The sequence below is a fragment of the Dyadobacter chenhuakuii genome (genome assembly GCF_023821985.2).
In the GTDB taxonomy this organism is placed as follows: Bacteria; Bacteroidota; Bacteroidia; order Cytophagales; family Spirosomataceae; genus Dyadobacter; species Dyadobacter chenhuakuii.
The window spans coordinates 1,361,395-1,375,861 of sequence record NZ_CP098805.1 but is presented as its reverse complement, the minus strand read 5'-3'; the positions used below and the strand labels follow the sequence as shown (position 1 = coordinate 1,375,861).

7 protein-coding genes are annotated in these 14,467 nt (G+C 49.1%); 3 read left to right on the top strand and 4 right to left on the bottom strand.

Annotation, left to right across the window (positions count from 1 at the left end; translation table 11 throughout):
- Window positions 1–9: 9 nt before the first annotated feature.
- From NFI80_RS05715 to NFI80_RS05705, 3 genes are all read right to left on the bottom strand, one after another.
- On the bottom strand, window positions 10–2,490 hold the full coding sequence (locus NFI80_RS05715; protein WP_235164583.1) for a hypothetical protein: 2,481 nt from the start codon (window positions 2,488–2,490) through the stop codon (window positions 10–12).
- A 69-nt stretch (window positions 2,491–2,559) separates the two neighbouring features.
- On the bottom strand, window positions 2,560–4,230 hold the full coding sequence (locus NFI80_RS05710; RefSeq protein ID WP_235164584.1) for a RagB/SusD family nutrient uptake outer membrane protein: 1,671 nt from the start codon (window positions 4,228–4,230) through the stop codon (window positions 2,560–2,562).
- 36 nt (window positions 4,231–4,266) lie between these two features.
- Window positions 4,267–7,329, bottom strand: coding sequence for a SusC/RagA family TonB-linked outer membrane protein (locus tag NFI80_RS05705; RefSeq protein WP_235164585.1), 3,063 nt, complete (start codon window positions 7,327–7,329; stop codon window positions 4,267–4,269).
- 182 nt (window positions 7,330–7,511) lie between these two features.
- Between NFI80_RS05705 and NFI80_RS05700 the strand changes: the two genes are divergently transcribed.
- Together NFI80_RS05700 and NFI80_RS05695 are read left to right on the top strand one after the other, a co-directional pair.
- Window positions 7,512–8,858 (top strand): hypothetical protein, encoded by a 1,347-nt coding sequence (locus NFI80_RS05700; RefSeq protein ID WP_235164586.1) that lies wholly within the window; start codon window positions 7,512–7,514, stop codon window positions 8,856–8,858.
- 98 nt (window positions 8,859–8,956) lie between these two features.
- Window positions 8,957–11,353: an ABC transporter permease gene (locus tag NFI80_RS05695; protein ID WP_235164587.1), complete on the top strand. Its 2,397-nt coding sequence runs from the start codon at window positions 8,957–8,959 to the stop codon at window positions 11,351–11,353.
- A 39-nt stretch (window positions 11,354–11,392) separates the two neighbouring features.
- Here the strand turns inward: NFI80_RS05695 and NFI80_RS05690 are convergent, their stop codons facing one another.
- Window positions 11,393–12,676 carry a Gfo/Idh/MocA family protein gene (locus NFI80_RS05690; protein WP_235161955.1) on the bottom strand — a complete coding sequence of 428 codons (1,284 nt, stop codon included), beginning with the start codon at window positions 12,674–12,676 and terminating at the stop codon, window positions 11,393–11,395.
- 162 nt (window positions 12,677–12,838) lie between these two features.
- Here NFI80_RS05690 and NFI80_RS05685 point away from each other — a divergent pair, with 162 nt between their 5' ends.
- Entirely contained in the window at window positions 12,839–14,401 is a 1,563-nt protein-coding gene (locus tag NFI80_RS05685) for a M81 family metallopeptidase (protein WP_235161956.1), read from the top strand.
- Window positions 14,402–14,467 lie beyond the last annotated feature (66 nt).

Below are 14,467 nucleotides of genomic sequence, written 5' to 3'. Positions count from 1 at the left end.
CTTTCATTTTTATTTGTAATCCAACCACGTTGTAGCCACACAGTCTTTGTCGGTTTTGAACCTGACCCATCTGGCTCCGAAGTCTTTTGGAAAATCAAATGTGAATGTTTCTCCTGCCTTCACCGTGAACTGCCTGGCTTCCATCCAGGGTCCGTTTCCAACCGGATCCACTTCCATCGTGAACGTGACATCATTGTTGGCTTTGTGAGAAAGCTTCAATGATTTTTTGTCATAAAAACCAATCAGATAAGGATCCGATGCAGCATTTGCTTTCACAGCAGCATCTTTCCACGGACCGCCATGCCCGGTGGGTTTGCCGAGTTTCCAGAGATCATCGATCGCCCCTGCCCAAACCGCCGCCTTGTTATCACTTGAAGCAACAATGTGCTTGTTTCCTTTCAGATTTTTAGCGTCCACGCCGGTCATTACCAGCAAACCGCGATAAGATGCATAATCGTTAATACGCAGATTATGAGATGAAACCGGGCGGATTTTGGCATAACCATCCGCATTCTCAGCCGGCAGTTCATAAAAAGTACCATGGCAGTTGAAAAGATCCCGCTCCGTTGACACTTCGCGGCATACGCGTAGCGCGCCATCATTGGTAAGGCCCGTAAAAGCATTATCGCCAAGCGGCAACCTCCATCTTCGTCCTTTATCGTCCACAACCAGGACGGATGATTCGTCAACAGTCACCACTTTTTGCGGGATAGCAAATTTATTTTGAATAAAAGAAAGCGTTTTGGCATCTTCCTTTCGTACCAGATTCATGTCCGCATCAAGCTCATAATAACCTGATAATGTTGGTTTTCCTGCCGAATAATCCATTGCTGCAACACCCAGCGCACGGCGGTTATCGCCCAGGCCGTATAGCAACCCGCCTGAGCTGGCCGGTGCCGTGACATCGCTCAAACCTGCAAAAATCGCATCGGGAGCCGTCTTACGCGGGTCATTGGCAATGTACGAAAAGTGCGCCGATGCATTCGTCGGTTTGTCCGCCTTGATCCTGATCCATTCTCCTCCGTCATTCGCGGCAAATTGAATGTTAGCAGCCTTTTTTGCCCCTACTTTTAATGTTTTAAGATTTGTCCAAAGTCCATTTCCATTTTTGTCCACTTCGAATGTAAAAGTCACCTCAGCGTCGCCATTGTTCTGGATCCAGGCGGAACGGTTGGCCCATCCGCTGAACAGAAACGGCTCGGAAGTAGCATTTGCCGCGATTTTCTCATTCAACCAAACGGCTCCCTCGGCTGTATTCGGGCCTAGCTGATCCGGCTGGTTCAGAGAAGTGAACCACAAGTTGGAATTGGATTGACCCGGGCCCTCAATGTTGCCTTTGGCTTTTCTTTTGTTCAAAAATTCCCTCTGCGCCGAATCGTCACAACCAAAAACCAGCTGATCTTTCCAGCGCGTAAAGTCACCAATCACTTTCAGGTATGAAGTCCGCGGCCGGATCCCCGCCGTATTTTTAGATGAAAAATGGCCTGGAAATTCCCAGAACATGCCGTGCATCGTCATCAGATAATCCGGTTTTGTTTCTGTTCCTACATCTCGGATTCGCGGCCATTCTGTGTTCCAGCCGTGGGCGCCGTCGTAGCTATGGCTTGCTTTGGGCAGCCGGAAAAACGTCCACTTACCATTATCCCGCACGCCCAGCAGCACCGATTTGTGGTCCCAGCCTGTTGCCCAGATCGGATCCGTTGCCGGATTTTTGTTGCCCAGAATGCCGCCCGGCCCTGTCACTTCCACAAATTGGTTGCGGCGAACCACTTTCCAATCCTTACCGTCCCATTCCGACAATGAACCCGACTCGATATCAAATTGCTTCTCTGCAAGCTTTCCGGGCTCACCATTGTTGGAATAAACTGTCACACCCTGACCAGAATAGTAACCTTTGCCGTGTGTTCCCGGAAGCAATCCATTGTACTGATAAGTCTGCTTATCCGTGGTTCTTTTATTGTTTTTGACATTACCATCTTCATACAAAGTCTTCACGGCCAATGTTTTGACGTCTACTTCATAAAAACCTTCTTCCATGGTGCCAAAGTAAATTTTGTTGGCAGGATCGGTCAGATGGCGCGCATTGCCGGTGTGCCGGCCCGGCATTGTTGTGTACGAAATCGTCTTCACATTTCCCTTGCCGTCTATGGCGTAAGGACCGATAAAAAGCTGGTTACTTTCCTGGTGGATCATGCGGTTGGCTGGCGTTCCGCCGATGCTTTCCGGGCGGACCGTTTGCGTCAGGTCCGTACCGATTTCATACAGCTTATCCGAAGAGCCAAAGGGCAAATGCGGCGCATACGTGATCGCCCAGAGCTTTCCGGCCCAGCCCACAACGGCACCCGTTCCACACTCGCCCTCGTTGTTATACATGGCAAGATGCGGATAGATGCCGCTGAATGAGGGTTTAGGTTTGGTCTTAGGCTGAGCAATAACGGAAAGGCTAAGCAATGCCAGCAATGCTGCAAAGCAATGGTTAAATTTTTTCATTAAAATAAAATGGTTTAAAACGAGTGTGATTACACCAAGTTTCTGATTATTAGATATAAAATGGTATGATTAGTAACCTGTATTTTGGGTAATTCCCGGATTTACGCGGCGCTCAACGGCAGGAATCGGCCAGAAATATTGTCTTGTTTTATCAAAATTGCGTTGGGCAATGACTTTTACATCTGTTCCAAAGCCGCTATAATCCGCAATGCCATCCGCATCAATCGGCGTCACTCCTGGAAACGGCCATTTTGCACGGTTCTGTGCAGCCGGATCAGGCAGGCCTATCACAGGTTTGACAAGCACTTTTTCTGCCAACTTCCACCGGATCAGATCCATGTAGCGTAAGCCTTCCCGGGGAAACTCCACGCGGCGCTCGCGGCGGAGTATCTGCCGTAAAGCGGCGGCATTGGAGAGCTTAATAGCCGGGTAAGCGGTTGTTTTGTCCACCGTAACGCCATAGGCCCGCGCCCGCACCTGGTTGATCGCATTCACGACCGTTTCGTCAATTTCGCCCAGTTCAATTTTCGCTTCCGCGTAGCTCAGCAGCATTTCTGCATAGCGGATTATGATGGCATCATTGTCTTCAACGAGCCGCTCCGGCCAGGTTTGATCAATGCCTTTTTTCCAAAGAAAACCCGTAAAACTTGCAAATGCAGCCACTGCGCGTGTGTCCTTGTTTGGGACTTTTTTGTTTTCTTTCACACTAAAAATCGTCAGTGAGTCGGGATGCGGCGTGTAGTTATAACCCAGCCATTGCGTGTTAAACTCTACGATGGTCGCATTCAATCTCGGGTCCCGGTTTTTGAAGGGCATTTTAGGGTCGTAGAGCGGCGATTCGTCAATCAGCTTTCCGTCCACACATTCATAGGCGTCCATCAAATCACGCGTCGGTAATTGTGCGCCATAGCCGCCCGCGTTGCGCGAAATGTTGTCCTGAACATAAGCTGTATTGCCAAAAACCTGCTGTTTTTCATCTCTGGGAATGCTGATGATCAGCTCCTTACTGCTTTCGCCTGCTTTTACAAAAAGCTGAGAATAGGAATCGTGCAATGAATAAGTGGCCAATTTCATCACCGCTTCGGAAGCTTCTTTCGCGATCTGCCATTTACCCAAATGCAAAGCTGTGCGCGCCTTAACAGCCAATGCTGGGCCTTTTGTCAGCCGTTTCACTTCGGCAGCTCCATACGTTACCGGCAAATTCGCGACGGCAAAATCGAGCTCTGCGAAAACAAATGCCAGCACTTCCTCCTGGCTTGTGCGAGCAATGCCGTAAGATTCATCCAATGTTACAGGCTCGGTCATCAGCGGAACGTCCCCGAAATGCGTGATCAGGCGTGCATACTGATAGGCCCGGATCAGCCGCATTTCTGCTTCCAGTCTTAAAAGGATAGCTGCAGGCGTGCTGGCAGCTGCTTTGTCTTTGTTGGCGAGAAACGAATTGGCGCGGGCAATGGCTTTGTAGCTGTTGAGCCAGTAAGTTTGCACGGGCACGTCATCAGCGTTCATCGTTCCGCCGATCACGGCGTTGGTCAGCTGGGCGCGGTGCCATTCGTTATCGCTGAAAAGTTCATTATCATTGCCCCAGAATGTGATTCTGTACAAGTCATTCACAGCCAGTTCCAGCTCGGTCTGATTGGAATAGAATGTAGCAGTGGACGCCTCCGACAGCGGGTTGAGGTCGAGAGTATGACAGGCCGAAACCGATGTCATGAGCAGGATATATATTAATTTTTTCATGATCAATGATTTTGATTTTTTATAAAACCGGAAGCCTTAAAACCGGATCGTTGCACCTGCCATCAGCGTTGTCACGATCGGGTAAGCATAGCTTGCCGATTCCGGATCCAGGTATTTCGGAAATTTGCTAAGCGAAAAAACATCATTGGCCGACACATAAAACCGCAGCGACTGTATGCCGACCTTCTTCACGCCCGGTTGCTGCAAGGTGTATCCCAATGTGACGTTTTTCAGCCTGAAATAGCCGCCATTAATCAGCCAGTAATCCGAGAGCGCGTAATTGGCTGCGTTGGAAGTCCGCGAAAGGCGTGGATATGTGGCTTGCTGGTTTTGTTCAGCAGTATTGTTCACGCTCCAGAACTTTCCGATCATATCCGCAGGCATATTCCCGAAAGCCTCTGCAAATGGCTGCACAGCCTCGCTGTTCAGCCTCGAAAGCTTTTTGGCCACGCCCTGAAAACTAACACCAAAATCAAATCCGGCATAGTCGGCGCGCAGGTTTCCGCCGTACAAATAGCGCGGTAATGCGCCTCCGAGGAGCACTTTATCATCCGTTGTAATCTTGCCATCCTTGTTAATGTCAACGTAACGGACGTCGCCGGGCTTGGTAGTAACATTCAGCACAGGCGCGCCATTGATTTCGTCCTGCGTCTGGAACAAACCATTAGAGATATACCCAAACCACTCGTTATACTCGCTCCCGTTCCGAATGATCTGGTCTTCCCGGAACTCCGTGCCTTTGAGATCGCCGACTGTTGATTTGGCGTCCGAAAGATTGGCGGAAACCGAGTAAGTCAGTTTGTCTATCCGGTCGCGCCACGCCATTTCAAGTTCCCATCCTTTTACTTTCAGGACACCTGCATTCTGGTTCGGTTTGTCGTATCCGAGATAAAGCGGAATGTCGAGCGGCAGCAGAATGTCCGTTGTTTTCTTCATATAATAGTCTGCTCCCAAGGTGAGCCTGTCGTTCAAAAACGCAGCATCCAGACCGATATCCGTGGTGCGGCTGGTCTCCCAGCTGATATTTTCAACTGCGTAAACCTGCTGCCCGCCGCCTGTTAAGGGAACCACGCCGCCATTCTGGTAAAACAATGCAGTTGAAAAATCAATGGTTGCCAGATAAGGATAATAGGCCGGATTGCCGTCCTTGTTAAGCAAGCGCTCGTTGCCCGCCTTTCCCCACGAACCTCTCAGTTTCAGAAAAGACAACCAGCGTATATCCTTCATGAATTGCTCCTCCGAAATAGTCCATCCAGCTGAAAGCGAGGGATATACTGCTCTGCGGTAAGCATTCGCAAAACGCGACGACAGGTCTGAACGCAGGTTTCCTTGTAAAGAATATTTGCTTTTATAGCTGTATTGCAATCTCCCAAAAAAGGAATGCAGGCCCGACTCATTTGCGCTTCCTGAGTTATCCCGCAGCTCGGTTGAGCCGGAATTGAGATAAGGGTAATCTGTTAATGCAAAGCCACTTCTGATCGCGCCCAGATTTTCCAGCGAGCGGTAATTTTCCTCAAAACCGCCCAGCACATCAATGCTATGCCCGCTTTTGAATTCTTTGACATAATTGGCCAGCACCTGCCCGTTGATCGCAATGCCTTCCGACCTTCCTTCGGTTAAAACAGTCCTGGCCTGGTTCACAACTGTGCTGTTGGAGCCGTCCGGATTGGTGAATCGGACCTGTTTTGAGAAAAATTTATTTTTATCCAAATCAAAAACCGGCGCAACCAGCGCCGTTAACGTCAGTCCGTCGATGGGTTTGTAATTTAAAGACATTCTCCCGCCGATCTGGTTATTCAAAGTTTTGGTAAAACCACCTTCACGCAACTGGGCCAGCGGATTACGGCCGTCTTTTCCAAGGGCAAGTTTACCATTGGCATACACATCATCATAAATCGGCGGCATTACGCGTGCTTCGTATATCGGATTGTACGCGCCGGTGGTAAGCAGCTCGTTACCATTGCCCTGATTGGCTGTTCTTTTATAAAACACATCCAGATTAATGCCCAGCTTCTTGCTCACTTGCAGGTCGTTGTTAATGCGGAACAAATAGCGGTTATAATTGCGGTTATCATAAAATGCACCCGCACTGGCATATCCCAGCGAAGCTTTTGTGCTGATTTTCCCCATGCCCATCGTGAACACAATGTCGTGGCGTTGCCGGGGTGCAGAGGACCTGTTAATGATCGATTTCTGCCAGTCGGTGTTTGGAAAAAGGTCCGGATTAACACGGTTACTATCTAAATATGAATCAATTAGCGCCTGTGCAAACGGGCCCTGGCTTGCTCCATCATTCGTTGCCTGCTCATTGAAGTAGCGCATATAATCCTGAACGCCCGCATACGAAGGCTTGGCCGTAGCGCGCTGGACGCCGTATTCGTAGGTATATTCCAAACTGCTCTGTCCTGATTTTGCCCGTTTAGTTGTCACGAGGATAACCCCGGCTGCACCCCTGGAACCATAAATGGCAGCCGAAGAAGCGTCTTTTAAAACCGTAACGCTCTCCACGTCGCCTGGATTAACATTATCAATGCTGGCCACGGGCACACCGTCAACGACAACGAGCGGGTTGTTCGTGCCAATGGTGGTTATGCCTCGGATCAGAATGTTGGAGCCGGAGCCGGGCGCGCCGCCTGTACGCGTCACCGAAACGCCGGCCACACTTCCCTGCAATGCGTCCGAAACCTGCAATGTCTGCCGCCCCGCCACGTCTTTGGAACTGATCGTGGAAATGGCACCCGTCAGGTCTTTTTTCTTCTGCGTTCCGTAACCTACCACCACAACTTCCGCCAGCGACTGATCGTTGGGTGCGAGGGTAACGTCAAGGGTTGTACGTCCGTTCAGGGGAACGTCCTGCGCATGGTAACCCACGAAGGAGAATGTCAATGTCGCCGAGCCGGATTCCGGAACGGCTAGTTGATACAGCCCGTTCACATCCGTAACCGTCCCCTGCTGCGTGCCTTTGATCACAATGCTGACGCCGGGAAGTTCTTTGGCCTGCTCGTCAACGACCTTGCCGGACAGTTGCCGGGTTTGCGCGAGCAAAGGCGCAAGCCAGCCAAATAAGAGAAAGCAACTCAGTAGAATTTTTTGTCTCATAAGTTTTAATAGGTTAGCGTTTAGGGTTGATTTTCAATGGTAAGACGGAGGGATATGTTATTTGATTATGCAAATATAATTTTGGATAATTTGGTTAAGCCAAGCCGATCCTGACCATTTGCTTGATCAAAAGAATGGACAACCTAAACAATTGATTTTTAGTAGATTATTGCTTTCAAAATATGGAGAATGGACAAGCCAGGGCAAGCTCTTTGGATCATCTGGATCACTGCTGCCGGCTGGTGAGTGAAATGTATGGCAAGTCTGATATTGGCTCCTGGACCAACAGCGACTATGTGCGGCTGGGGTATATTCTTTACAAAAAAACAAATGTCCAGATCAGCCCGAATACACTGAAAAGGATCTTTGGGAAAATCAAAACCGACGTCCGTTACTATCCGCAGAAAGCCACCCGCGACGCACTGGCCGGTTACGTCGGCTACGGCGATTGGGAAAAGTTTGTATCCGCAGCTCCCCGCCACGCCGTTGTTACCAAGGATCCTGTACGAACAGCGCAGCCTTATTTTGAAGCCATTTTACCCGACGAGCCCAAACTGGCGCCAGTCAGAAAGCGGCGGAAAATGAGTCCAGCTTACATAGGCATGATGCTGGCCGCGCTCATTGCTGCTGTTGCATTTGCAGGTTACAAGCTGTTTTTCTCGCCGTCCGCACCGGTTGATGCTGCGCTTGTTTGCCAGAATCCAGTTGGCGAAAATCCACACTCAGCAGCGTTTGTTGTGCGTGCGATTCCCGAAAGTTATGATGTAAACAAAGAACATTACACCATTGATTTTGGCGATGGCAGACGCATTTCGCTGATCGAGGGCGACAGTCTCTATTCGCATTACTATGAAGTTCCGGGTCGCTATTCAGCCATTTTAAAGCGGAATGGCGTGACCTTGGACACAGCATCGGTTTATCTCAAAACGAACGGCTGGACGGCGACGGCCAAAATGATGTACGACACAACAAGGGTTTACCCGATCGACATTCAAAATCTGCTGACCAGAGACAAAAAAAGCGTAAGTGCGCTGGAAGTTTCGCGCGCGGGCATTGACACAAACCGCACCTTTTTTGTAGACTTCATCAATACGCAACGCACAGACATTGACGCAGATAATTTCGAGCTCTTCATCAAACTCAACACTTCCGCTCCCCGCGCCGGCGTACGCTGCTCTCAGGTGCGGGTGACCGTTTTTGGAGAATCATCCAAGCATGTGTTCGATGTAATGAAGCCCGGTTGCACGCATTGGACGAACCTGCAATTTTCCGAAGTGACCAAGCCCGGCGAGCTCAACCAGCTCAATTTCCTTGGTGTGGACCTCCACACAGGCGGCACCGTAACATTAAAAGTTGTAGACAAGCATGTCCGCCTTTTTATCAATGCAAAAGAAGTTTTTGAAACAAATTATAAAAAGCCGCTGAAACAGGTCTATGGACTCGGCATTTCATTTTCAGGCATCGGGGCCATTGATTCTGTTATGCTGAAAGATTTGAAAACGGGGAAAAGCTTTGCCGGCAATTTTTGATGGACACACTTTTTTATATATAAATTTCTTGTATATTAAATAAAAATTAGCATACTTACATTCCGTGCCTAAACCACTAATTGTAAGCTATAAACCATATGCTAAACCTCGACGTCCTTCGCAATCATTTAAGAAATTCCTGGCGCTATCTGTTGAAGGATAAGCAATTTACTTTGCTCAATCTGCTTGGGCTGTCCACGGGTCTGGCCTGCGCATTACTCATTTCTCTATGGGTCAGAAGCGAGCTGAATTTTGACAAGTTTCATGAGAACGACGATCAACTTTATGAGGTGATGATCCATGAAAAAGCAGGAAACCGCATTGCTACTTCCAACGCAACCGGTGATCAGATGGGCGAAACACTTTTGAGGGACCTACCGGAAGTGGAAACGGCCGTGACGACAACGCCCGCTTCGTGGTTTCAAACATTCAGTTTAACGGCGGACAGCAACACCATCAGCGCGGGAGGAAACTTTGTAAGCAGTGACTATTTCCATGCATTTTCCGTCCCGCTCATACAGGGACGGGCGAGTGAGGTGGTTAATAATAAAAACTCCATTGCAATCTCTCAAACACTGGCTGTTAAGCTGTTTCGGAAACCCGTACTGGCCATGGGGAAAATTATGGAATGGAAATGGCAGGCATTTTCAGGTAAATGCATGGTGACCGGCGTCTTCGCCGATTTCCCCGCAAACTCATCCCAGCAGCACGATTTCCTGCTATCCATGGATGCCTGGAACCAGATTGTGCCCAAAGGCGACAAACGCACAAGCAGCGGTCCGTTTGATAATTTTGTTGTGCTAAAAAAGGGCACGGACATAGATCATATCAATCAAAAGCTGGCTGGCCTGACAAAAACCACCTTCAACGATTCAACTTCCACATTATTCCTCCGCAAATATTCCGACGCATATCTCTTTGGTAACTATAAGAATGGCGTACAAACGGGCGGAAAGATCACCTATGTCAGACTTTTTTCATGCATAGCCATCATTATCCTGCTCGTTGCGTGCATTAATTTTATGAATCTTTCGACGGCCAAAGCTTCTATGCGCATGAAGGAAGTGGGTGTTAAGAAAGCGCTGGGCGCAAGGCGTGGCACATTGGTCTTGCAGTTCCTCAGCGAGTCAATGGTTATGAGCTTCCTTGCATTATCTATTGCGATTTTCATCACCTGGGCGCTTCTGCCGCAATTCAGTCACATGACCGGCAAGGCACTTTCCCTGCATTTTGATGCAGGGACCATCCTGATCATGTGCGGCGCAGCAGTCGGAACCGGATTATTGGCAGGCAGTTATCCAGCGTTTCATTTGTCCCGTTTTAATCCTTCTCTTACGTTGAAAGGTGGGTTAGCAAGCTCATGGGGAGAGGTTTTGGTGCGGAAAGGATTGGTTGTTTTTCAGTTCAGCATATCCATTGTTTTCATCGTTTCTGTAATGGTCGTTTACCGGCAAATCAATTATGTTCAGGAGAAAAGTCCCGGTTACGATAAGGATAATGTTGTTTATTTTGAAATGAATGGTCGTGTTGCGGAACAAGCGGAATCGTTCCTTGCGCAATTGAAATCAGTTCCTGGGGTGATTAATGCTTCCAGCATCCAGCAAAAGATGATACTGCCTGCCATGCTGCCGGGCAATGGCGCAGGCGTTCGTTGGGAAGGGAAAAATGCTGACGACAAGATCCGGTTCTTCCGCATGCCTGTCAACTACGACCTGATCGAAACAATGAACATTCAAATAGCGGAAGGACGCAGTTTCTCAAAACGCTATGGTAATGAAGCATCCAACATCATTCTGAATGAGGCAGCTGTAAAGGCCATGGAACTTCGCGACCCGATCGGTAAAATGGTGATGATAAGCGGGCAGAAAATGCAGGTTGTGGGAGTAGCCAAGAACTTCCATTTCAACTCCTTACACGAAGCGGTCCGGCCATTTATCCTCTACATTTCCCCGGCGGAAACAATGCTGGTAATGGCCAGGATCACCGCTGGGAATCAAAAACAAACATTACAAAATATCCAGGCATTTCATAAAAGTTTCAATCCCGGCTACGCCTTTAACTACCAGTTCCTGGACTACGATTTTCAGCACCAGTACGCGTCGGAGCAACTTGTAGCACAACTGGCCAAATATTTCGCTGCCTTGGCAATCATCATTTCTTGCCTCGGCTTATACGGCCTCGCAGCATTCACGGCCAATCGCCGACGACGGGAAATCGGCGTCCGGAAAGTGCTCGGCGCAACCGCTGGCAATGTTGTGACGATGTTAACTAAGGACTTTATGATCCTGATGATCATAGCCATAACCATTGCATTCCCGCTGGGCTGGTGGCTGACTAACCAATGGCTGCAAAACTTCGCATATCACATCCATATCAACGCAGGCATCTTCATTATCACAACCCTTTTAATGCTTATAATCACCCTAACCACCATCGGCTTCCAATCCCTAAAAGCCGCACGGATGAATCCGACGGATGCGTTGAAAGTGCAGTAATGTTAGCACCTAAAATACAGTATGAGCTTAGCTGTTATTCTACACCAAATCCCACTCCTTCCTCGGCTTGCGGGAGAGTAGCTTGTTTGCTTCTTTGTCTCCTACGAACTTTTCTTTGTCGGCATTCCAGGTTAGTTCTCTTTTAAGGCGGTAGGAAATGAGGCCCAGGTGCATGGGGATGGTGAGATCGCGGGCGTAAGCGAGGTTGGATTCGGGTTGTGTTCTGGCTTTAACTGCGTCGACGAAGTTTTGCTGGTGACCCGGTGACCTTGGGTTTGTGATGGGAACGGTGGCTATATCGGTCATTGTTTCGCCGTTAATGTTGATCTTCCGGGTGTTGTAATCGCACATGAGCGTTCCTTTATCCCCATCAAAAAATGCCCCTATCCCCTGCTCTGCCGCACCGGGAATGTTGGGAGGCAATGTGGTCCAGAAAATTTTCAATCCGTCAAATTCATAATCGACATCTAATGTCTTTGGCGCATCGGCAATGCCGGTGTAGGCTTGCCCTCTTGCATTAATTTTTTTCAAACCTTTTGGCTGAATGGCGGAATACACGACATCCGCAATGTGGCACCAGAAATCGGCAAATTCCCCTCCCGAGTAATCCAGAAAATAGCGATATGTAAAATGACATTTTTCCGGTATGTATTCCGTAAATGGCGCCGGCCCGAGCCACATATCCCAATTCAGCGTTTTTGGCACGGGCTGAACAGTGGGCGAGCCCAGCTCTTTGGTGGTCGACTGCTTCCATAAGCGCACCGTGTGCACATTCCCGATGGCTCCCGATTTGATGATTTCAACCACCCTGTGAAAGTTATCGCCTGCATGGATCTGGTTGCCCATCTGGAAAATGCGATTGTTCTTTTCCATGTGTTTCAGCATCATTTTGCCTTCGCGCTGACAGTAAGAGAGCGGTTTCTCGCCATACACATCCTTCCCGGCCTGAAATGCCAGCGTAGCAATCTGCGCATGCCAGTGATCCGGTGTGGCGACGGTGATGGCGTCAATGTCTTTGCGATCAAGTATCCTCCGGAAATCGCCATAAGTATCCACTTTAATGCCAGGCTTCATGGCTTCCAGCTTTGTTTTTGTTTCACCCAGATGCAGCTCATCCACATCGCAAAGCGCCACAATTTCGACTTCCGGCAGATCGGCAAACCATTTCATGTGATTATTTCCCATTCCACCCACGCCAATGTGTGCAATACGCAGCCGGTCGCTGGCGGCAGCTTTGCCATAAAGAGATGGCAAAATCGTGAAGCCAAGCGCGCCGAGCCCGGCCATTTTAACAAAATCTCTCCTGTTGGTATGCACACTCATGGTTTTGGGATTAAGGTTTTCGGTGATTTGTATTTGATTTAAAGGCCATTGAAAGGTAAAAATTACTCTAAGAAGCACATGGGGTTAAGCTTAAATTCTCCGGTTTTTTACCTATTTTTCAAACCAAAGCAATCCTAACCCCACTTTGGTAACGTATCGCATATGAAACATTCTCCTTTTCTGATTTTTTGTTTTTGTCTTATCCTCACCCAAATCAATGCGCAGAGCAATGCCGACAAAAAGCTTCCCCGCGTGGCCATTGCGGGACTGGGCATAGAGTCGAGCACGTTCTCCCCTGCCCTGACCACCGAGGAAGCTTTTAAAGCAAAATATGGCGCCGATATTTTTACTTCATACCCATTTCTCGCCAAAGACTCGGCCAACCGCGGCCGTGCCGACTGGGTTCCTGCTTTGATGGGAAAATCGCTTCCTGGCGGTGCGGTGACGCGTGAGGCCTATGAATCGCTTGTAAAGCAAACCTTGGCATTGCTAAAAAAAGGCGCTCCCTATGACGGACTTTTCTTCGACATTCACGGCGCTATGAGCGTGGTGGGACTGGATGATCCGGAAGGTGATTTCATTGTGCGGATCCGCGAAGTGATCGGCATGAAAACCGTTATCTCAACTTCCATGGACTTGCATGGCAATGTATCCTGGCGGCTGGCGCAAAATACAGACCTTATCACTTGCTACCGGATGGCCCCGCACGAAGATGCCATGCAATCCAAAAAACGCGCGGTTGACAATCTGCTCTCACGGCTTGAAAGCGGCAAAGGAAAACCTGCATTTAAGGCCTGGATCCCGGTTCCGATCCTTTTGCCGGGTGAAAAAACGAGTACCCGGATTGAGCCTGGTAAAACATTATATTCCAAAGTGGCTCCCGCTGCGGCCCAGCCTGGCGTGATCGATGCGGCGATATGGATTGGTTATGCCTGGGCAGACGAGCCTCGTAACCACGCTGTTGTGATGGTAACCGGCGATGATAAAGCTGTTGTATCCAAAACGGCGGAGGAACTGGCCGCCAGCTTCTGGAAAGTAAGGTCAGAATTCGAATTCGTTGCACCGACGGGCACATTAAAAGAAGCCCTGGACAAAGCTGTAAAAAGCCAGAAACACCCATTCTTTATCAGCGATTCGGGAGATAACCCGACGGCTGGCGGCGCAGGAGATGTAACCTGGACATTGCAGGAAATTTTGGCCCGTCCTGAGTTTAAAAAGGACAATGGCCCGGCACTCATTTACGCCTCCATTCCTGGTCCGGATCTCGTCAAAGCAGCCATAGCAGCCGGTGTGGGCAATAAAGTCGATGGCTATGCGGGTGCAAAAGTGGATTCCCGCCTGGCACCGCCGCTCCATCTTGTAGGCACTGTGGAGGCCATAGAGCACGGTGACCACAATGCAGAAACCGAGGTCGTTGTAAAGGTAGGAAGCGTGCGAATCATTGTAACCGCTAAACGCAAACCCTACCATAAGGAAGCGGATTTTACAAGATTAGGTCTGAACCCAAGGAAAGCGGACATTGTGGTGGTTAAAATCGGTTACCTCGAACCCGAGCTTTACAACATGCGCGCCGACTGGATATTGGCATTAACGCCCGGCGGAGTGGATCAAAATTTGGAAACGCTGGGCTACAAACGCATTAAAAGACCTATGTTTCCACTGGACAAGGATATGAAAGATCCTGATTTGAAAGCGCAGTTCGTGCCAGCTTCCGGCGCCAAATAATTTGTGCAAATGGCATTCAACAGAAAAGCGATCTCACATAAAGTGAGATCGCTGCCTATTTGTGTG